Here is an 18,107-nt window from a genome sequence, read left to right on the forward strand (position 1 = left end):
CCGTGAGCGCACCGTCCTGGTGCCGCTCCGCCACCAGGATTCGAACCTGGACCGGACAGCTCCAAAGGCTGCCGTGCTGCCGTTACACCATGGCGGACCGCGCGATCGCGCGCCGTCCATCCTGCCATCCCCGCGCCCCCGGCCCCGCCTCGGGCGCGGGCGGCCGCCGCTCGGGCGGGCGACGGCGGCCCGGGAGGCCCCCGCCTCCCGGCCGTCCGCCTCCCGGCCCGTCCGCCTCCCGGGCCCGTCCGCCTCCCGGCGTCGCCCGAGCCGCGCAGCCGCCACAATGGACGGGTGAGTGCGAATGACGAGGTCGACGGGATCGTCGACGCCTGGGTCCGGGAGCGGCCCGATCTCGATTTCACGCCGCTCCAGGTCTTCTCGCGGATGCGCCGGCTGGCCAAGCAGCTCGAGCGCGCGCGCGGCAGCGCCTTCGGCCGGTCGGAGCTCGAGACGTGGGAGTTCGACGTGCTCTCGGCCCTGCGGCGCGCGGGCGCGCCGTACCGGATGAGCCCCAAGCAGCTCCTCCAGGCGACCATGGTCACCAGCGGCACCATGACCAACCGCATCGACCGGCTGGTCGAGCGCGACCTGGTCGAGCGCCTCGACGACCCGAACGACGGGCGCGGCGTGCTGGTGCAGATGACGCCGTCGGGGCTCGCCCGGGTCGACGCGGCGATCACCCGCCTGGTCGACGCGGAGCAGGAGCTGCTCGGCGCGCTCACCCACGCGCAGCAGGAGCGGCTGGCGCAGCTCCTCAGAAAGCTCTCCCTCGACTTCGGCTGAGCCGGTCGCCCCGGGCCCGCGACGGCGGCCCGCCCACGCGGTACGGGACAGCTGCCGGTGCCGCGGAGGAGAGCTGCGTCAGCCCTCGAGCTGCTCCGAGAGCTCCAGCCAGCGCAGCTCGAGCTCGGCCGCCTCGTCCTCGTAGGCTCGGAGCGAGGCGTTGAGCGCCAGGATGCCGTCGTAGTCGTCCTGGTCGTGCGTCGCCATCTTCTCGTGCACGGTCTTCGTCAGCTGCGTGAGCTTGTGCAGGCGCCGGTCGATCGCCGACACCTCCTTCTCCGCGGTGCGGCGCTCGGCCCCCGCGAGTCCGCTCGACGCCGGCGCGGCGGAGGAGGAGCCCGACGACGCCGCCGCGGGCGCACCCTTCTCGAGCGCGCGGCGCAGGTCGAGGTACTGCTCGACGCCGCCGGGCAGGTGGCGGAACGCGCCGTCCATCACGGCGTACTGCTGGTCGGTGACGCGCTCGAGCAGGTACCGGTCGTGCGAGACGACGAGGAGGGTGCCCGGCCAGGAGTCGAGCAGGTCCTCGATCGCGGCGAGCATGTCGGTGTCGAGGTCGTTGGTCGGCTCGTCGAGGATCAGCACGTTGGGCTCGCTGAGCAGGATGAGCAGGAGCTGGAGCCTCCGGCGCTGACCGCCCGAGAGGTCCTTCACCGGCGTCGAGAGCTGCGCGCTCGAGAAGCCGAGGCGCTCGAGCAGCTGGCCCGGAGTCATCTCCTTGCCGCCGATGGAGTAGCTGGTGCGCTGCTCCGCGATGATCTCGCGGACGGGCCGGTGCTGGACCCCGGTCAGCTCGCGCAGCTGCTGGTCGAGGATCGCGACGCGCACGGTGGTGCCGCGCTTCACCCGGCCGCTCGTCGGCTCCACGCTGCCCGCGACCAGGCCGAGGAGGGTCGACTTGCCGGCGCCGTTCACGCCCAGGATGCCGGTGCGCTCGCCGGGCGCGATCCGCCACTCGATGCGGTTGAGGACGGTCCGCTCGCCGTAGCGGACGGTGACGTCGAGCAGGTCGACGACGTCCTTGCCCAGGCGCGAGACGGCGAGCTGCGAGAGCGAGACCGAGTCGCGCACCGGGGGCTCGTCCTCGATCAGCTGGTTCGCGGCGTCGATCCGGAACTTGGGCTTCGCCGTGCGGGCGGGGGCGCCGCGGCGGAGCCAGGCGAGCTCCTTCTTCATCAGGTTCTGGCGCTTGGCCTCCATGGTCGAGGCCATCCGGTCGCGCTCGACGCGCTGCAGGATGTACGCCGCGTACCCGCCCTCGAACGGCTCGACGAGACGGTCGTGCACCTCCCAGGTGGCGGTGCAGATCTCGTCGAGGAACCACCGGTCGTGGGTGACGACCGCGAGCCCGCCCGACGACGCCGCCCAGCGGCGCTTGAGGTGCTCGGCGAGCCAGGCGATGCCCTCGACGTCGAGGTGGTTGGTGGGCTCGTCGAGGAAGACGACGTCCCAGTCGCCGACGAGCAGCTTCGCGAGGGCGACCCGGCGCCGCTGCCCGCCCGAGAGGGAGCCGACCACTCCGTCCCAGGGGACGTCGCGCAGCAGGCCCGCGATCACGTCTCGGGTGCGCGCGTCGCCCGCCCACTCGTGCTCCTGGAGCCCGCCGACGACGGCCTGGGCGACGGTGAGGTCCTCATCGACCGTGTCGGCCTGGTCGAGCATCCCGAGCGTGACGCCGCGGCGGTGCGTGACGCGGCCGCTGTCCGGCTCGATGCGCTGCGCGAGCAGGCGCAGGAGGGTCGACTTGCCGTCGCCGTTGCGTCCGACGATCCCGATGCGGTCGCCCTCCTCGATCCCCAGGGAGACGTCGTCGAAGATCACGCGTGTGGGGTACTCGAGTCGCAGCGCCTCGGCGCCCAGCAGATGTGCCATAGGGATCCAGCCTAGGCGGTGCCGCCTGAGCGGTCCGCCGCGGGTCGATCACAGTGCGGCCGGGTCGCGGCCCCCGGACCTCAGCCCGCGGCTGCCGGCTCCGAGACGGACACCGAGCGGCGGTGCAGTCCCGTGGCACCGTCGGGAGCGGGCGGGCGCTCGACCGTGGTCTGCACCGTGCCGTCCGCGTCGGTGGCGCGCACGGTCACGACGTGGTCGCCGACCGTCGCGTCCCACTCGAGGACCCACTGGATCCACGTGTCCGCGGTGACCTGCTCGGCGAGGCGCGCCTCCTGCCAGGCGCCGCCGTCGATCTGCACCTCCACCTTCGCGATGCCGGTGTGCGGCGCCCAGGCGACTCCCGCCACGGCGACCGTCCCCGCCTCGACGGGCTGGCCCTGGCGCGGCACGTCGATCCGCGACTCGATCTTGATCGGACCGCGCTCGGTCCAGCCGCGCGTCGACCAGTACGCCAGGTCCTCCGCGAAGGTCGTGACCTTCAGCTCGACGACCCACTTCGTCGCCGAGACGTAGCCGTACAGGCCGGGGACGACCATCCGGACGGGGAAGCCGTGCTCGACCGGGAGCGGCTCGCCGTTCATCCCGACGGCGAGCAGGCTCGCGCGGTCCTCGTCCTGCAGCACGTCGAGCGGGCTGGAGGCGGTGAAGCCGTCGATGCTCCGCGAGAGCACCATGTCGGCGCCGGCGGTCGGCCGGGCCCGGGCCAGCAGCTCTCGGATCGGGTAGCCCAGCCAGAGGGCGGTGCCGATCAGGTCGCCGCCGACCTCGTTGGACACGCAGGACAGGGTGACCAGATGCTCCTCGAGCGGCAGCGCGAGCAGCTCGTCCCAGGTGATCTCGATCTCCTCCTCCACCATGCCGGTGATCTTCAGCGACCAGTCGGCGGGCTCGACCGACGGCACCGAGAGCGCGGTGTCGATCCGGTAGAACGAGGAGTTGGGAGTGACGTAGGAGCTGATGCCGTCGATGTCGTCGAGCACGGCGCCGGCCGCGACGGGCGCGGCGGCCGAGGCGGGAGCCGGCAGGGACACGGCCTCGCGCACGGCGGTGACGGCGGCGGAGGCGGACGTGAGGAAGCGGGCGCCGATGCCGGCGGCGACCGCGGCGACTCCGGCGATCCCGACCAGGCGGAGGAACGACCGGCGGTCCGGGGAGTCGCTCTCGCGCTCCTCCTGCCAGCCGCGGAGGCGGACGGAGGCCGAGCGGAGCACCGCGGCACCGGCCACCATGCCCACGATGCTCGGCGCCGCGTCGATCCCGGAGGCGCCCTCGCGGCTGACGGCGGCGAGCGCACCGGCGCCCGCGACGACGGCCAGCAGCAGCACGCCGAACGGCGGGCGGCGGTACTCGAGGACTCCCGCGCCGACGGCCAGCAGCGCGATCGCGAGGCCGATCGAGACCAGCAGCACGAGCTTGTCGCCGGTGCCGAAGAGCGCGATGACCGTGTCCTTCACGCCCGGGGGCACGATGTCGATGACGAAGCCGCCGACCGCGACCAGCGGACTGCCGCCCGCTCCGGTGAAGACCGCGACGACCTCGGCGGCCGCGAGGGCGACGACGGCGGCCACGATCCCGGAGAGGATCGCGAAGAGGGTGGCTCGGCGGGACATGAGCGGCACTCTAAGCCACGAGGTCGGAACTTCTCTGCGGACCGTCTGTGGAGGGCGCCGGGCGCGAGGCTCGCGGGCCCCGCTCCGGAGGCACCGCCTCCGCGACTAGGTCGACAGCAGGCGAGCCCCGTGGACCGGGCCGGACACCCGCACGGCGCTCAGCCGCGCGGAGCTCAGCTCGCGCTGCAGGTCGGCCGCCGCATCGGCGTCCGGAGCGAGGAACGCGACGGTCGGGCCGGACCCCGAGACGAGGCCGCCGAGCGCCCCGCGGCCCTCGCCGAGCTCGAGGATGCGGGCGAGCCCGGGCTGCAGGTGCAGCGCCGGCGCCTGGAGGTCGTTGTGCATCGCGTCGGCGAGCATGGCGGCGTCGCCGGCGCGGAGGGCCTGCAGCACGTTGGGATCGATGGCGGGGGTCGCCGAGATCGGGCGGAAGTCGTGCAGGTGGCGCTCGCGGTGCCGGTCGAGCTCGCTGTAGACCTCGGGGGTCGACAGGCCCTCCTCCGAGAGGACCAGCACCCACTCGAAGCGGCCCTTGGCGAGCGCCGGACTCAGCTCGTCGCCGCGGCCGACTCCGATCGCGGTGCCGCCGGTGAAGGAGAAGGGGACGTCGGCGCCGAGGCTCGCGGCGATGCCGAGCAGCTGCTCCCTCGTGCAGGCCGTGCCCCAGAGCGCGTCGCAGGCGAGGAGGGTCGCGGCCGCGTCGGCCGAGCCGCCGCCCATGCCGCCGGCGATGGGGACGTTCTTCTCGATCTCGAGGTGCACGCCGCCGCGGTAGCCGGTCGCCCGAGCGAGCGCCCGAGCCGCCTTGATCGCGAGGTTGGAGCCGTCGACGGCCAGGCGGGAGGTGTCGATCGAGCCCGAGAAGGAGACCGAGAAGTCGGCCGCCTCCTCCGCGAACACGTCCTCGTAGAGGGAGAGCGACTGGAACGCGGTGGCCAGCTCGTGGTACCCGTCGTCGCGCACGGCGCCGACCTTGAGGAACACGTTGATCTTGCCTGGCGCCCGCGCGTGGACCCGGTTCGACGTCGCGCGGTGGGCCATGCATCCACGCTACAGGGTGGCGGAGGCGCCCTCGTCCGCACCCGGGGCGGGCTCCCCGTCCCCGTCCGCGTCGTCCCCGTCGGTCTCCGCCAGCGACCCGTCGGGCACCGCCGCGCCGCGCACGGGGACCCGCGCCGGATCGAGCTCGCGGCCCAGGCGGACGAAGGCGGCGACGTCCAGCTCCTCGCCGCGCGCGGTCTGCGGGACGCCGGCCCGCTCGAGCGCGACGATCGCCGCGGCGCTGTCGCCGAAGAGGGTCGCGAGCGACTGGCGGAGCATCTTCCTCCGCTGCGCGAACGCCGCGTCGACGACCGCGAAGACGGCGCGGCGCAGGGTCTCGTCGCCCGGCTCCTCGCCGCGGTCGAACGCGACGAGCACGCTGTCGACGTTCGGCACCGGCCAGAAGATCTGACGCGAGACCGCGCCGCCCGTCGTCCAGGAGCCGAACCACGCCGCCTTGACGCTCGGGCCGCCGTAGACCTTGGAGCCGGGACCGGCGGCGAGCCGGTGCCCGACCTCGGACTGCACCATCACCACTCCGGACCGGATGCTGGCGAAGTGCTCGAGGAAGTGCAGGAGCACCGGCACCGAGATGTTGTACGGGAGGTTGGCGACGAGCCGGACCGGCTCCCCCGGCAGGTCGAGCACCTTCATCGCGTCGGCGTGCACGACCGCGAGATCGGCGCCTGGCGCCATCAGCTCGACGGTGCGCGGCAGCTGCTCGGCGAGGCGCCCGTCGATCTCGACGGCCACGACCTGTGCGCCCGCCTCGAGCAGGCCGAGGGTCAGCGATCCGAGGCCGGGGCCGATCTCGACGACGGTCTCCCCCGGGCGCACCCGAGCGAGCTTGACGATGCGGCGGACCGTGTTGGCGTCGTGCACGAAGTTCTGGCCGAGCTTCTTGGTCGGCGTGACGTCGAGGAGGCCGGCGAGGTCGCGGATCTCGGCCGGGCCCAGCAGGCGCGGGATCGCGGCGGCCGTCGGCTCGGCGGCGTGGCGGCCGCTCATGCGAGGGGTCCGACCGGCTCCGTCGGCTCGGAGCCGACCTCGCCGCCCCACTCGCCGTACACGGCCTCCGTGTTCGAGGCGATCGTCGCGGCCAGGTGGCCGACGTCGGTCTCGAGGGTCGCGGCCATCGAGCGCAGGGTGTGCGGGAGGAGGTAGGGCGCGTTCGGGCGGCCGCGGAAGGGCGACGGAGTGAGGTACGGCGCGTCGGTCTCGACCAGGATGAGGTGCCGCGGGGTCGCGACGAGCGCCTCCCGCAGCGGCTCGGCGTTCTTGAACGTCACGGTGCCGGCGAAGGAGAGGTACCAGCCCTCGTCCGTGCACATCCGCGCCATCTCCGCGTCCCCGGAGAAGCAGTGGAAGACGGTGCGCTCGGGGGCGCCGACGCGGCGCAGGGTCTCGATGACCTCGCGGTGCGCGTCGCGGTCGTGGATCTGAAGCGCGAGGTCGTGCTCCTTCGCGATGCGGATGTGCTCCTCGAAGGAGCGGAACTGCGCGGCGCGGCCGCTCTCGCCGGTGCGGAAGAAGTCGAGCCCGGTCTCGCCGATGGCGCGCACCCGCGGCTGCTCCGCCAGCTCGGCGATCACGGCGAGGGCGGCGTCGAGCTCGCCGCGCTGCTCCAGCTCGGGCGCCTCGTTGGGGTGGATCGCGACGGCGGCCAGCATGCGCGGCTCGCTCGCCGCCTGCTCGGCCGACCAGCGGCTCGTCTCGACGTCCGTGCCGACCTGGACGACGCCGCGGACCCCGACGGTGGAGGCCCGGTCGAGCTGCTCGCGGTGGTCGAGCGGCTCGAGGCCGTCGGCGATCTCGAGGTGCGTGTGGTTGTCGTAGACGGGGACGACGAGCGCCTCGGGCAGCGGCGGGTACGTCAGGTCGCGGCCGGACGAGGCCTCGCGGGAGCGGACGTGCTGGCTGTCGGTCATGCGCTCCAGGCTACCGGGAGGGCTCGCGCGGACCGGAGTCCCGGGTGGACGAGGGCCGAGAGGCGGCCGCTGAGGCGCCCTGAGCGGATCGGGTCAGCACCCGATCGGATCGGGACAGCCCGCCTCCCGCGCCGCCGGGAGGCTGGAGCCATGACAGACACCGAGCTCCTCGCCCACTCCGCACCCGGCTCCCTCGCCGGGCGCCACGCCCTCGTCACCGGATCCTCGAGCGGGATCGGCGCAGCCATCGCCCGCCGGCTCGCCGGGGCCGGCGCTCACGTCCTCGTGCACGGACGCGACCCCGAGCGGGTCGGGTCCGTCGTCCGCGGCATCCGCGCCGACGGGGGCACCGCCTCCGCGCTCGTCGCCGACCTCGCGGGCACGCCGGAGGAGACCCGCGCCGTCGCCGAGCGGGCGCTGACCCTCCTCGACGGGCGGATCGACGTCCTCGTCAACAACGCCGGAGTGTTCCCGGTGGGGCCGACCGCCGACCTCAGCGACGCCGATGTCGAGTCCCTCCTCACCACGAACATCCGCGTGCCGCACCAGCTCGTCGCGGCGATTGCCCCGGCCATGGCCGAGCGCGGGAGCGGAGTGGTCGTCAACATCACCTCGTGGATGGGACGGGTGGGAACGCCGGGGACCGCGCTCTACCCCGCGACCAAGGCGGCGCTGGAGCACCTCACGCGGGCGTGGGCGGCTGAGTACGGCCCGAGCGGCGTGCGCGTGGTCGCCGTCGCGCCCGGCGCGACTCTCACGCCCGGCAACGAGCACGCCGCGGCGATCCTGGAGCAGATGACCGCGTCCGCCCCCGCCGGCCGGCCCGGACGTCCGGACGAGATCGCCCTGGCCGTGCGCTGGCTCGTCTCGGACGAGGCCTCGTACGTCCACGGCACGACGCTCGACGTCGACGGAGGCATCGTCGGCGCCCGCGTCTGACGCCGCGGCACGCGCCGCTCGGAGTCCCCGCGACAGCGCCCGCCGCTCAGTGGATCTGGACGAGCGGCCCGGGGTGGAGCGCGGCGTCGGCCGCGGGGGTCGTCTCGTAGGCGCGGCGGTAGTCGCGCCCGAAGTGCGACGCGCTCGCGTAGCCGACCGCGGCCGCGGCCTGCGCGGCGGTGTCGCCCCGGACCAGGAGCAGCCTCCTGGCCTCCCCGAGGCGGAGCCGCCGCAGGTAGCCCAGCGGCGACATCCCGGTCAGCTCGCGGAAGCGGCGGGTGAGTGTGGGCACGCTGGTGCCCGCCTCCGCGGCGAGCGCGCCGAGGGTCCATCCGCGCGACAGCGACGCGCTCATCGCCTCGACCGCGCGGGAGACGGCCTCCGAGCGGACGGTGCTGGACGCGGCCAGCAGCCGGGGCGCCTGGTCCGTCTGCAGCAGCCGCAGCACGAGCTCGCGCGTGATCGCGGGGGCGAGCACCGGGATGTCGGCGGGGGCGTCGAGCAGACGGAAGAGTCGGCGCAGCGAGTCGGCCATCTCCTCCGTGACCGTGCCGATCCGCGGGGCGGGAGCCCGCGGGGCCGTCCGGGGGGCGAGCGCCGCGATCTCGGCCACCACGAGCGGGTCGAGATGCCAGTTGGCCGACAGGAAGTCGCCGCGGTCGCCGGTCTCCACGACGGCCGCGACCACAGGCAGATCGACGGGGGTGATCAGGAAGCGGCCGGCGCCCCACCGCTCGTCGGAGTCGCCGACCACCGAGCGCTTCCGGCCGGCCAGCACCAGGCTGAGGGTCGGCGGGAACCGGGTGTAGACGAGCTCGGTCGGAGCGGTCACCCGGTGCAGGCGCAGGGCGAGCGCGGCGGCACGCTCGGGGTGCCCGACGTGGCGCCGGGTGAGCTCGGCCGCCTGCTCGAGAGCGTCGAGGACCTCGCGCGTCATCAGCGCACCAACGGAGCGGAGGGCCGCTCGCACCCGGCCCCTCGCGTTCGGATCGCAGTCATCGGGCACTCTCCTGCGGATCCTCCGCCGGCGACTCCGCGCCGCTCGGCTGCTCCGTCCACGGGTCGAGGCGCGGCCGTCAGGACGCGGGAGCCTCGATGCGCGGGAAGAGCGCGGCGAGCGTCCCGACGGTCGTGCCGACGGGGAGGACCCCCCACCGGCCCGCCTCGCGGATCGGCTGCGCGGTGAGGGCGCCGAGCGACTCCGTCACGCCGAGCGCCTCCCAGAGGGACTCCGTCGCGCGCGGCACGACCGGCGAGAGCAGCACGGCCAGGGCGCGGAGCCCCTCCGTCGCGGTGTAGAGCACCGTGCCGAGGCGCTCGCGCTCCTCGCGCTTGGCGAGTGCCCACGGCTCCTGCTCGGTGATGTAGCCGTTGAGCTCCTCGACGATGCTCCACACGGCGGTGATCGCGTCGTGGATCGCGAGCGCGTCGATGGACCGGTCGGCCGACGCTGCGGCCTCGGCGACGGTGCGCTGCACGCGCTCCTCCGCCTCGGTCGGCTCGCCCGGCGCGGGCACGACGCCGTCGTAGTAGCGGTGCAGCATCGCGACGACCCGCGAGGCGAGGTTGCCGAAGCCGTTCGCGAGCTCGGACTGGTAGCGCGCCGACAGGTCCTCCCACGAGAACGAGCCGTCCTGGCCGAAGGTGATGGCCCGGAGGAAGTAGTAGCGGAAGGCGTCGGAGCCGAAGGTGTCGGTGATCTGCTCGGGCGCGATGCCGGTGAGCTTCGACTTCGACATCTTCTCGCCGCCGACCAGCAGCCAGCCGTGGCCGAACACCTGCCGGGGGACCTCGAGGCCCGCGGCCATGAGCATGGCGGGCCAGATCACCGCGTGGAACCGCAGGATGTCCTTGCCGACGATGTGGGTCGCCGGCCAGCGGCGCTCGAACTCCGCCTCGTCCTGGCCGTAGCCGACCGCGGTGATGTAGTTGAGCAGCGCGTCGAACCAGACGTAGACCACGTGCGAGTCGTCCCACGGGACCTTCACGCCCCAGTCGAAGCTGGAGCGGGAGATCGACAGGTCGGCCAGGCCCTGGCGGACGAAGCTCACGACCTCGTTGCGCGCCGACTCGGGCTGGACGAAGTCGGGCCGCTCCTCGTAGAGCGCGAGCAGCCGCTCGGTGTACTCGCTCATCTTGAAGAAGTAGTTCTTCTCCTTCAGCAGCTCGACCGGCTTCGAGTGGATCTTGCAGACGTACTGGCCGTCGTAGTCGCCGGTGCCCTCCTCGAGGTCGGACAGCTGCTTGTACTCCTCGCAGCCCACGCAGTAGTAGCCCTCGTACTCGCCGGTGTAGATGGCGTCCTCGTCGTACAGCTTCTGCAGGAACTTCTGGACGTTGACCTCGTGCCGCGCGTCCGTGGTGCGGATGAAGTCGTCGTTGGCGATGTCGATGGTCTCGAGCAGCGGCTGCCAGGCGGTCCTCACGAGGCGGTCGGCCCACTCCTGGGGGGTCGTGCCGTTGGCGGTGGCGGTGCGGAGGATCTTCTGGCCGTGCTCGTCGGTGCCGGTCAGCAGCCAGGTGTCGTCGCCCGCCTGGCGGTGCCAGCGGGTGAGCACGTCGGCGGCGACCTCGGTGTACGCGTGCCCGATGTGCGGGACGTCGTTCACGTAGAAGATCGGGGTCGTGAGGTAGAAGGAGGCGCCGTCGGACATGGCGACCATCCTATTCACCGCGCGGCACCGCTCCCGGCGTGTGATGGAGGCCGTGGACGACCCGCCGCGATCGCCGCCGGGGAGGGAGCCCTCAGCCGCGGCGGGAGGCGAGCGCCGCCTCGTAGAGCGCGCGGCGCGAGAGCCCGGTGATCTCGGCGACCTCGCCCGACGCCTCCTTGAGCCGCGATCCGGCCTCGACGCGGGCCAGCACGTCGGCCAGCGCGTCCTCCAGCGACGCCTCCCGCGCGGGGGCTCCCTCGACGACCAGGCAGATCTCGCCGCGCAGGCCGTCGGCCGCCCACTCGGCCAGCTCGGCCGCCGTGCCGCGCCGGACCTCCTCGAACATCTTGGTGAGCTCGCGGCAGACGACGACGCGCCGCTCCGGGCCCATCGCCTCGACCAGGTCGGCGAGCGCGTCGCCGATCCGGTGCGGGGACTCGAAGAAGACCATGGTGCGGCGCTCGTCGACGAGCGCCCGGAAGGTCGAGACCCGCTCGCCGTGCCGGCGGGGCAGGAACCCCTCGAAGCTGAAGCGGTCCGTCGGGAGCCCGGACACGGCGAGCGCCATGAGCACCGCCGAGGGACCGGGCAGCGCGGTGACCGCGACTCCCGCCGCCACCGCCGCCTCGACCAGGTGGTAGCCCGGGTCCGAGACCGTGGGCATGCCCGCGTCGCTCAGCACGAGCAGGTCCTCCTCGCGGGCCAGCTCCACCAGCTCGGCGGCGCGCTCGCGCTCGTTGTGGTCGTGCAGGGCGTACAGGGCGGGCCGGTTCTCGACGCCCAGGGCGCGCATCAGCTGGATGGTCACGCGCGTGTCCTCAGCGGCGACGTGGCGGGCGGAGCCCAGCGCCTCCACGAGCCGGCGGGAGGCGTCGCCGAGGTTTCCGATGGGAGTGCCGGCGAGGATGATCATGCCGCCAGTCTCCCAGGCCGGGTCCGGGGCCTCCCGCCGCGGATCGCCGCCGTCCCGGGAGGAGGCGCCCCGTTAGCATGGCCGGGTGACGGACCGACCGCAGCGCGACTTCGACGACCTGCTACTGGACGCGGCGGGATCGGCGCGCTCGGTCCCGGTGGAGCCCGCCGAGGCGTCCGCACCGCGGGAGCGCACCCCGCTCCCGGACGTGCCGCGCGGCTCCTGGTTCGACGACCTGCACACCCGGCTCGTCGCCTCCCCCGCGCGCCGCCGGCTGTACGAGCTCGGACTGCCGCTGCTGGTGGTCGCCCTGGCCGCGGTGCTGCGGCTGTGGAACCTCGGCCACCCGCGCTCGCTCGTGTTCGACGAGACCTTCTACGTGAAGGACGCCTGGACCCTCTGGAACCTCGGGTTCGAGGGCGCCTGGCCCGAGAACCCGGACCCCGGCTTCGCGGCCGGCGACGTGGACACCTTCACGGGGGCGCCGTCCTTCGTGGTGCATCCGCCGCTGGGCAAGTGGATCATCGGGCTCGGGATGGGCGTGTTCGGCGCGGACGACAGCGTCGGCTGGCGCGTCGCGACCGCCGTCGTGGGGATCCTCGCCGTCGCGCTGGTGATCGTGATCGGCCGCCTCCTGTTCCGCTCCACCCTCCTCTCCTCCTTCGCGGGGCTGATGCTCGCGCTCGACGGCCACGCGATCGTGATGTCGCGGGTGTCGCTCCTGGACGGGATCCTGATGTTCGTCGCGCTCTGCGGGGTCGCGGCGGTGCTGCTGGACCGGCGCTGGGCCGAGCTGCAGCTGGCGCGGAAGGTGGCGGCGGGAGCGCTGCCGAGCTGGGGGCCGGTCCTGTGGTGGCGGCCCTGGCTGCTCGCGGCCGGCGTGCTCTTCGGCCTGGCCGCGGGCGTGAAGTGGACGGGCGTCTACTTCCTCGCGGCGTACGGCGTGTACGCGGTGGTCGTCGACGCGCTGATGCGGCGCCGCGCGGGCGTGCCGTTCTGGGGCAGCGGCGCGATCCTCACGCAGGGTCCGGTCACCTTCCTCCTGGTCGTGCCGATCGCCCTGATCGCCTACCTCGTCACCTGGACGGGCTGGCTGCGCACCTCCGGCGGATGGGCCCGGCAGTGGGCGTCGGAGGCCCCCGGCAACGCCTGGACCGGGGCTCTGGCGTGGGTGCCGGACTGGGCGCAGAGCCTCTGGCACTACCACGTGCAGATGTACGACTACTCGATCAACCTGCGGGCCTCGCACCCCTACGAGGCGAACCCGCTCACCTGGCTGCTCATGCTCCGACCGACCAGCATGTACTTCGTCGACCAGGCGACGGGCGTCGACGGCTGCACCGCCGCACGCTGCGACGAGGCGATCACCTCGGTCGCCAATCCGCTCATCTGGTACGCCGGGGTCCTGGCGCTGGTGTACCTCCTCTACCGGCTCGCGCGGTACCGGGAGTGGCGCGCCGGCTACGTGCTGATGGGGATCGTCGCGGGCTACCTGCCGTGGCTGCTCTACCTCGACCGCACGGTGTTCCAGTTCTACTGCGTCGTCTTCGAGCCCTACATGATGCTGGCACTGGCGCTGACGGCCGGGATCGTGATCGGGAGTCCGGGCGACGAGCGGAGGCGGCGCACCCGCGGCGTCCTCGTGGTGCTCGTCTTCGCGGTGGCGGCGGCCGCGCTGACGGCCTACTTCCTGCCGCTCTGGATCGGCGCGCAGACGTCCTTCACCTTCTGGCAGGCCCACATGTGGCTGCCCTCGTGGGTATGATCCGGCGGCTGGGCCCGGGAGTCGCGGCCTGCGCCGTCGCGGCGGTGATCGCGGCCCTGCTGCACGCGACGGTGCCGGCAGTGCCGATGCTGACCGCGGCGGTCGCGCTCGGGATCCTCGTGGCGCAGCTGCCCGCGGCGCGCCCCCTGCTGAGCGGGGCGCTGGCGCCGGGCCTGAAGTTCTCGTCCCGCTCGCTGATGCGCGCCGGCATCGTCCTGCTCGGGCTGAAGCTCTCTCTGATCGACATCGCTGCGCTGGGCTGGGGCGCGATCCTGGTCGTCGTCGGGATCGTCCTGGCCACCTTCGGCCTGACCTGGGCGCTGGGCCGGGCGCTCCGGCTGCCCGGGCAGGAGCCGCTGCTGCTCGCGGCGGGCTTCTCGATCTGCGGGGCCTCGGCGATCGGCGCGATGGCCGGAGCGACCCGGGCGAAGGAGCAGGAGCAGGCGACGCCGGTCGCGCTGGTGACGCTCTGCGGCACGCTCGCGATCGCAGTGCTCCCCGCACTGCAGCAGCCGCTCGGGCTCTCCGACGTGCAGTTCGGGCACTGGGTCGGTGCCTCGGTCCACGACGTGGGCCAGGTCGTGGCGACGGCCCAGGTGGCGGGAGCGTCGGCGCTGGCCGTCGCGGTCGTGGTGAAGCTCACCCGAGTGGTCATGCTGGCGCCGATGGTCGCGGTGGCGGCGGCGGTCACGAGGCGCCGAGGCGGGACCGGCGGGACGCGCCCGGCGATCGTGCCGCTGTTCGTGGTCGGGTTCCTCGCCGCGGTGCTGCTGCGCACGCTCCTCCCCCTGCCGGAGGGACTGCTCGCCGCCGCCGACACCGCGCAGACCTGGCTCCTCGCCGCGGCCCTCTTCGCGCTCGGCAGCGCCGTCCGGGTGCGCGCGCTCGTGACGACGGGGTGGCGTGCTCTCCTCGTCGCCCTGGTGTCGTGGGCGGCGATCGCGGCGATGGGACTGGCCGCGGTGCAGCTGGCGCTCTGATCGGCGCTCCGATCCGCTCGACCGCTCTGTCGCGCACGGTCGCTCTGCACTGCGGGGCCGCTCTGTTACGCGATGCGTCGCTCCGGCGCGGCTGTGTCGGCGGCTCCCGCTAGCGTCGATCGCATGGCAGATCGTGAGTACGGCTTCAAGACGCGTGCGATCCACGCGGGCAACATCCCCGACGCGGTGACGGGCGCCCGCGCTCTGCCGATCTACCAGACCAGCGCCTTCGTCTTCGACGACACCTCCGACGCCGCGGCCCGCTTCGCGCTGCAGAAGTACGGCAACGTCTACTCGCGCCTGTCGAACCCCACGGTCGCCTCCTTCGAGGAGCGCGTCGCGAGCCTCGAGGGCGGCCTCGGCGCCGTCGCCACGGCCTCCGGGCTCTCGGCGCAGTTCATCACCTTCGCGGCGCTCGTCGGCGCGGGCGACCACGTGGTGTCCTCCGCCAACCTCTACGGCGGATCGATCACCCAGCTCGACGTCACGCTCCGCCGTTTCGGAGTGGACACCGCCTTCGTCCGCTCGAGCGACCCGGCCGACTACGCGGCGGCGATCACCGAGAAGACCAAGGTGCTCTACGCCGAGACGATCGCGAACCCCTCCGGCGAGATCGCCGACATCGAGGGCCTCGCCGCGGTCGCGCACGCCGCCGGCATCCCGCTGATCATCGACTCCACGGTCGCCACGCCCTACCTCGTCCGCCCGATCGAGTGGGGCGCCGACATCGTCATCCACTCGGCCACCAAGTTCCTCGGCGGACACGGCACCACGCTCGGCGGCGTCGTCGTCGAGTCGGGGCGCTTCCACTACTCCCCCGAGAAGTTCCCGCTGCTGCACGACCCGGTCGCCTCCTACGGAGACCTGTCGTGGGACGGCAACTTCGGGGAGTACGGCTTCCTCACGCGCCTGCGCGCGGAGCAGCTGCGCGACATCGGGCCGGTCCTCGCTCCGCACTCCGCGTTCCTGCTCGCCCAGGGCGTCGAGACGCTGCCGTACCGGATCCAGGCGCACGTCGACAACGCGCGCCGCGTCGCCGAGTGGCTCGACGCCGACCCCCGCATCGAGGCGGTCTACTGGGCCGGGCTGCCCGCGCACCCGCACCACGACCGCGCGCAGAAGTACCTGCCGAAGGGACCGGGGTCGGTCTTCAGCTTCGTGGTCAAGGGCGGCCGCGCCGTCGGCCAGACCTTCATCGAATCGGTCGACCTCGCCAGCCACCTCGCCAACATCGGCGACGCCAAGACGCTGGTGATCCACCCCGCCTCGACCACCCACGCCCAGCTCACCGAGGACCAGCTCCTCCACGCGGGCGTCCTCCCCGGACTCGTCCGCCTCTCCGTCGGCATCGAGGACGCGGACGACATCATCTACGATCTCGACCAGGCGCTCGCCCGCGCGGTCGAGGAGCACGGCACCCCCGACGCTCCGACCGAGCTCCCCGAGGACACGACCACCACCCTGCACACCCCGGCCGTGGAGGTCTGAGCATGAGCACCACCGACACCGCCGACACGGTCGTCCAGCTGTCCAACGGGCTGAGCTGCTCGGTCCCGGCGAACTCGCCGCTGGCGAGGATGCTGCGCTCGCAGCGCACCTGGGTGGGCCCCGACGCCCGCAGGCGACTCGACATCCTCCGCCGCGCGAGGACCGTGGCGATCGTCGGCGCCTCGCCGAACCCGGCCCGCTCCTCCTACTTCGTCGCCACCTACCTGCAGCAGTCGAGCGACTACGAGCTCTACTTCGTGAACCCGAACGCCACCGAGATCCTGGGGCAGCCGGTCTACCGCAGCCTCGCCGAGCTCCCGGTCGTGCCCGACATCGTGGACGTGTTCCGCAAGGCGAGCGACATCCCCGCCGTGATCGACGACGTCCTCGCCGTCGGCGCGCCCACGGTCTGGGTGCAGCTGGGGATCTGGAACCAGGAGGCGGCCGAGTACGGCGAGTCGAAGGGCCTGACCGTCGTGATGGACCGCTGCATCAAGGTCGAGCACGCCCGCTTCCACGGCGGCCTGCACCTGCTCGGCTTCGACACCGGCCAGATCTCGGCGCGCAAGACGCTGCGCTGATCCGCCGCCGACCCTCGTCGACGCCGGATCTCCGTGGCTCTTCGTCGCGGGCGCGGCTCGGGCGGCGCACTCCGCCGGCCCCGGCGTAGTCTCGGTGGATGAGCGCCTACGTCTCCGTCCTCGACCTGTTCAGCGTGGGGATCGGCCCGTCCAGCTCGCACACCGTCGGACCGATGCGCGCCGCCCTCGCCCTCGCCGAGCGGATCCGCGACGCCGGGCTCCTCGGCCGCTTGAGCCGGGTGGGCTGCACCCTCTACGGCTCGCTCGGCTCCACCGGGATCGGCCACGGCACCCCCGACGCGGTGGTCGCCGGTCTCGCCGGCCTGGACCCCGAGACGTGCGACCCGGCGCTGGTGCGCGGGGCCTGGCAGCGCCTCGACGCGGAGGGGACGATCCTCCTGGCCGGCGAGCAGCGCCTCGCGATGACGCGCGACGACGTCGTCTTCGAGCCGCGCACGAGGCTGCCGGAGCACCCGAACGCCCTCACCTTCAGCGTCTGGGTCGGAGACGACCCGCTGCCGGTGTGGGAGGAGACCTACTACTCGATCGGCGGCGGCTTCATCCGGCGCGCGGGCGAGCGCGCCGAGCTGGCTGCGCTGGCCCCGCACCCCTACCCCTTCGTCTCCGGGCTCGACCTGCTGGCGACCTGCGACCGGACCCGCTCCGGCATCGCCGAGATCGCCGCCGCGAACGAGCGCGCTCTGCACCCCGGGGTCGACATCGACGCCCGCCTCGACGCGATCTGGGACGCCATGGCCGCCTGCGTCGAGCACGGCCTGGCGACCGACGGCGTGCTGCCGGGCGGCCTGGGCGTCCGCCGCCGCGCCTCGGTGCTGCGCGAGCGCCTCGAGGCCTTCGAGGAGGACCCTCTCGACCGCGCCCGCGCGACCTCGGTGGAGTGGCTCCACGCCTTCGCCCTCGCGGTGAACGAGGAGAACGCCGCGGGCGGGCGCGTCGTGACGGCTCCGACGAACGGAGCGGCGGGCATCATCCCCGCCGTCGGGCACTACTACCTCCGCTTCGTCCCGGGCGCCGACCGCGCGGGGCTGCGCCGCTTCCTCCTCACCGCCACCGCGATCGGCTCGCTCTGCAAGACGAACGCCTCGATCTCCGGTGCGGAGGCGGGCTGCCAGGGCGAGGTCGGCTCGGCCTGCGCGATGGCCGCCGGAGCGCTCTGCGCGGTGCTCGGCGGCACTCCGCGCCAGGTCGAGAACGCGGCCGAGATCGCGATGGAGCACCACCTCGGACTGACCTGCGACCCGGTCGGCGGCCTCGTGCAGATCCCGTGCATCGAGCGGAACGCGATCGCCTCCTCCACCGCGGTGAGCGCAGCCCGCCTCGCGCTGCACGGCGACGGCGACCACCGCGTCTCGCTCGACGCGGTCATCGAGACGATGCGCCAGACCGGCATCGACATGTCGTCGAAGTACAAGGAGACGAGCGAGGGCGGCCTCGCGGTCAACGTCATCGAGTGCTGAGCGCCCGTGGCGTCCGTGACCGTGCGTGACGCACGGGGGCGCACATGTCGG

General features: G+C 73.5%; 15 protein-coding genes and 1 tRNA gene. 7 read left to right on the top strand and 9 right to left on the bottom strand.

Annotated elements, in window-relative coordinates:
• Window positions 1-25: 25 nt before the first annotated feature.
• Window positions 26-97: transfer RNA gene (locus C5C35_RS07390), tRNA-Gln, on the bottom strand.
• Between the two features lie 197 nt (window positions 98-294).
• On the opposite strand from C5C35_RS07390, the gene C5C35_RS07395 reads away from it, so the two are divergent.
• Complete coding sequence (locus C5C35_RS07395; protein ID WP_104222340.1) at window positions 295-786, top strand: MarR family winged helix-turn-helix transcriptional regulator; 492 nt, start codon at window positions 295-297, stop codon at window positions 784-786.
• A 78-nt stretch (window positions 787-864) separates the two neighbouring features.
• On the opposite strand, the gene C5C35_RS07400 is transcribed toward C5C35_RS07395, so the two are convergent.
• The 5 genes from C5C35_RS07400 to C5C35_RS07420 form a co-directional block, all read right to left on the bottom strand.
• Window positions 865-2,658: an ABC-F family ATP-binding cassette domain-containing protein gene (locus C5C35_RS07400; RefSeq protein ID WP_104222338.1), complete on the bottom strand. Its 1,794-nt coding sequence runs from the start codon at window positions 2,656-2,658 to the stop codon at window positions 865-867.
• An 80-nt stretch (window positions 2,659-2,738) separates the two neighbouring features.
• Window positions 2,739-4,289: a molybdopterin-dependent oxidoreductase gene (locus tag C5C35_RS07405; RefSeq protein ID WP_104262856.1), complete on the bottom strand. Its 1,551-nt coding sequence runs from the start codon at window positions 4,287-4,289 to the stop codon at window positions 2,739-2,741.
• A 105-nt stretch (window positions 4,290-4,394) separates the two neighbouring features.
• Window positions 4,395-5,330: a 4-(cytidine 5'-diphospho)-2-C-methyl-D-erythritol kinase gene (locus C5C35_RS07410; RefSeq protein WP_104222334.1), complete on the bottom strand. Its 936-nt coding sequence runs from the start codon at window positions 5,328-5,330 to the stop codon at window positions 4,395-4,397.
• A 9-nt stretch (window positions 5,331-5,339) separates the two neighbouring features.
• Window positions 5,340-6,338 (bottom strand): 16S rRNA (adenine(1518)-N(6)/adenine(1519)-N(6))-dimethyltransferase RsmA, encoded by a 999-nt coding sequence (rsmA, locus tag C5C35_RS07415; protein WP_181073461.1) that lies wholly within the window; start codon window positions 6,336-6,338, stop codon window positions 5,340-5,342.
• Window positions 6,335-7,258, bottom strand: a complete 924-nt coding sequence (locus C5C35_RS07420) for a TatD family hydrolase (protein WP_104222332.1) — start codon at window positions 7,256-7,258, stop codon at window positions 6,335-6,337. Before C5C35_RS07420 ends, rsmA begins: the two co-directional genes overlap by 4 nt.
• A 150-nt stretch (window positions 7,259-7,408) precedes the next feature.
• Here C5C35_RS07420 and C5C35_RS07425 point away from each other — a divergent pair, with 150 nt between their 5' ends.
• Window positions 7,409-8,197 (top strand): SDR family NAD(P)-dependent oxidoreductase, encoded by a 789-nt coding sequence (locus C5C35_RS07425; protein WP_104222330.1) that lies wholly within the window; start codon window positions 7,409-7,411, stop codon window positions 8,195-8,197.
• A gap of 46 nt (window positions 8,198-8,243) precedes the next feature.
• On the opposite strand, the gene C5C35_RS07430 is transcribed toward C5C35_RS07425, so the two are convergent.
• The 3 genes from C5C35_RS07430 to rsmI form a co-directional block, all read right to left on the bottom strand.
• Complete coding sequence (locus C5C35_RS07430) at window positions 8,244-9,134, bottom strand: AraC family transcriptional regulator (RefSeq protein ID WP_104237731.1); 891 nt, start codon at window positions 9,132-9,134, stop codon at window positions 8,244-8,246.
• A 139-nt stretch (window positions 9,135-9,273) separates the two neighbouring features.
• Complete coding sequence (metG, locus tag C5C35_RS07435; protein ID WP_104247356.1) at window positions 9,274-10,851, bottom strand: methionine--tRNA ligase; 1,578 nt, start codon at window positions 10,849-10,851, stop codon at window positions 9,274-9,276.
• A gap of 91 nt (window positions 10,852-10,942) precedes the next feature.
• Window positions 10,943-11,764, bottom strand: a complete 822-nt coding sequence (rsmI, locus tag C5C35_RS07440) for a 16S rRNA (cytidine(1402)-2'-O)-methyltransferase (protein ID WP_104262857.1) — start codon at window positions 11,762-11,764, stop codon at window positions 10,943-10,945.
• 85 nt (window positions 11,765-11,849) lie between these two features.
• Here rsmI and C5C35_RS07445 point away from each other — a divergent pair, with 85 nt between their 5' ends.
• From C5C35_RS07445 to C5C35_RS07465, 5 genes are all read left to right on the top strand, one after another.
• A complete protein-coding gene (locus tag C5C35_RS07445) occupies window positions 11,850-13,529 on the top strand; it encodes a dolichyl-phosphate-mannose--protein mannosyltransferase (RefSeq protein ID WP_258066329.1) in 1,680 nt (559 codons plus the stop codon).
• Window positions 13,526-14,509 carry a YeiH family protein gene (locus C5C35_RS07450; protein ID WP_104226922.1) on the top strand — a complete coding sequence of 328 codons (984 nt, stop codon included), beginning with the start codon at window positions 13,526-13,528 and terminating at the stop codon, window positions 14,507-14,509. The genes C5C35_RS07445 and C5C35_RS07450 overlap by 4 nt, the downstream gene beginning before the upstream one ends.
• A 123-nt stretch (window positions 14,510-14,632) precedes the next feature.
• Complete coding sequence (locus C5C35_RS07455; RefSeq protein ID WP_104262858.1) at window positions 14,633-15,997, top strand: O-acetylhomoserine aminocarboxypropyltransferase/cysteine synthase family protein; 1,365 nt, start codon at window positions 14,633-14,635, stop codon at window positions 15,995-15,997.
• A 2-nt stretch (window positions 15,998-15,999) separates the two neighbouring features.
• Window positions 16,000-16,578 (top strand): CoA-binding protein, encoded by a 579-nt coding sequence (locus tag C5C35_RS07460; RefSeq protein ID WP_104222320.1) that lies wholly within the window; start codon window positions 16,000-16,002, stop codon window positions 16,576-16,578.
• Between the two features lie 98 nt (window positions 16,579-16,676).
• Window positions 16,677-18,056 carry an L-serine ammonia-lyase gene (locus tag C5C35_RS07465; protein ID WP_104262859.1) on the top strand — a complete coding sequence of 460 codons (1,380 nt, stop codon included), beginning with the start codon at window positions 16,677-16,679 and terminating at the stop codon, window positions 18,054-18,056.
• Window positions 18,057-18,107: the final 51 nt, after the last annotated feature.

Source organism: Rathayibacter sp. AY1F8 (assembly GCF_002932165.1).
Lineage (GTDB): Bacteria > Actinomycetota > Actinomycetes > Actinomycetales > Microbacteriaceae > Rathayibacter.

Coding starts and splice junctions, on each gene's coding strand:
- C5C35_RS07430 (WP_104237731.1), bottom strand. CDS start 9,134: ATGACGCGCGAGGTCCTCGACGCTCTCGAGCAGGCGGCCGAGCTCACC.
- C5C35_RS07425 (WP_104222330.1), top strand. CDS start 7,409: ATGACAGACACCGAGCTCCTCGCCCACTCCGCACCCGGCTCCCTCGCC.
- metG (WP_104247356.1), bottom strand. CDS start 10,851: ATGTCCGACGGCGCCTCCTTCTACCTCACGACCCCGATCTTCTACGTG.
- rsmI (WP_104262857.1), bottom strand. CDS start 11,764: ATGATCATCCTCGCCGGCACTCCCATCGGAAACCTCGGCGACGCCTCC.
- C5C35_RS07410 (WP_104222334.1), bottom strand. CDS start 5,330: ATGGCCCACCGCGCGACGTCGAACCGGGTCCACGCGCGGGCGCCAGGC.
- C5C35_RS07405 (WP_104262856.1), bottom strand. CDS start 4,289: ATGTCCCGCCGAGCCACCCTCTTCGCGATCCTCTCCGGGATCGTGGCC.
- rsmA (WP_181073461.1), bottom strand. CDS start 6,338: ATGAGCGGCCGCCACGCCGCCGAGCCGACGGCCGCCGCGATCCCGCGC.
- C5C35_RS07455 (WP_104262858.1), top strand. CDS start 14,633: ATGGCAGATCGTGAGTACGGCTTCAAGACGCGTGCGATCCACGCGGGC.
- C5C35_RS07400 (WP_104222338.1), bottom strand. CDS start 2,658: ATGGCACATCTGCTGGGCGCCGAGGCGCTGCGACTCGAGTACCCCACA.
- C5C35_RS07465 (WP_104262859.1), top strand. CDS start 16,677: ATGAGCGCCTACGTCTCCGTCCTCGACCTGTTCAGCGTGGGGATCGGC.
- C5C35_RS07450 (WP_104226922.1), top strand. CDS start 13,526: ATGATCCGGCGGCTGGGCCCGGGAGTCGCGGCCTGCGCCGTCGCGGCG.
- C5C35_RS07460 (WP_104222320.1), top strand. CDS start 16,000: ATGAGCACCACCGACACCGCCGACACGGTCGTCCAGCTGTCCAACGGG.
- C5C35_RS07420 (WP_104222332.1), bottom strand. CDS start 7,258: ATGACCGACAGCCAGCACGTCCGCTCCCGCGAGGCCTCGTCCGGCCGC.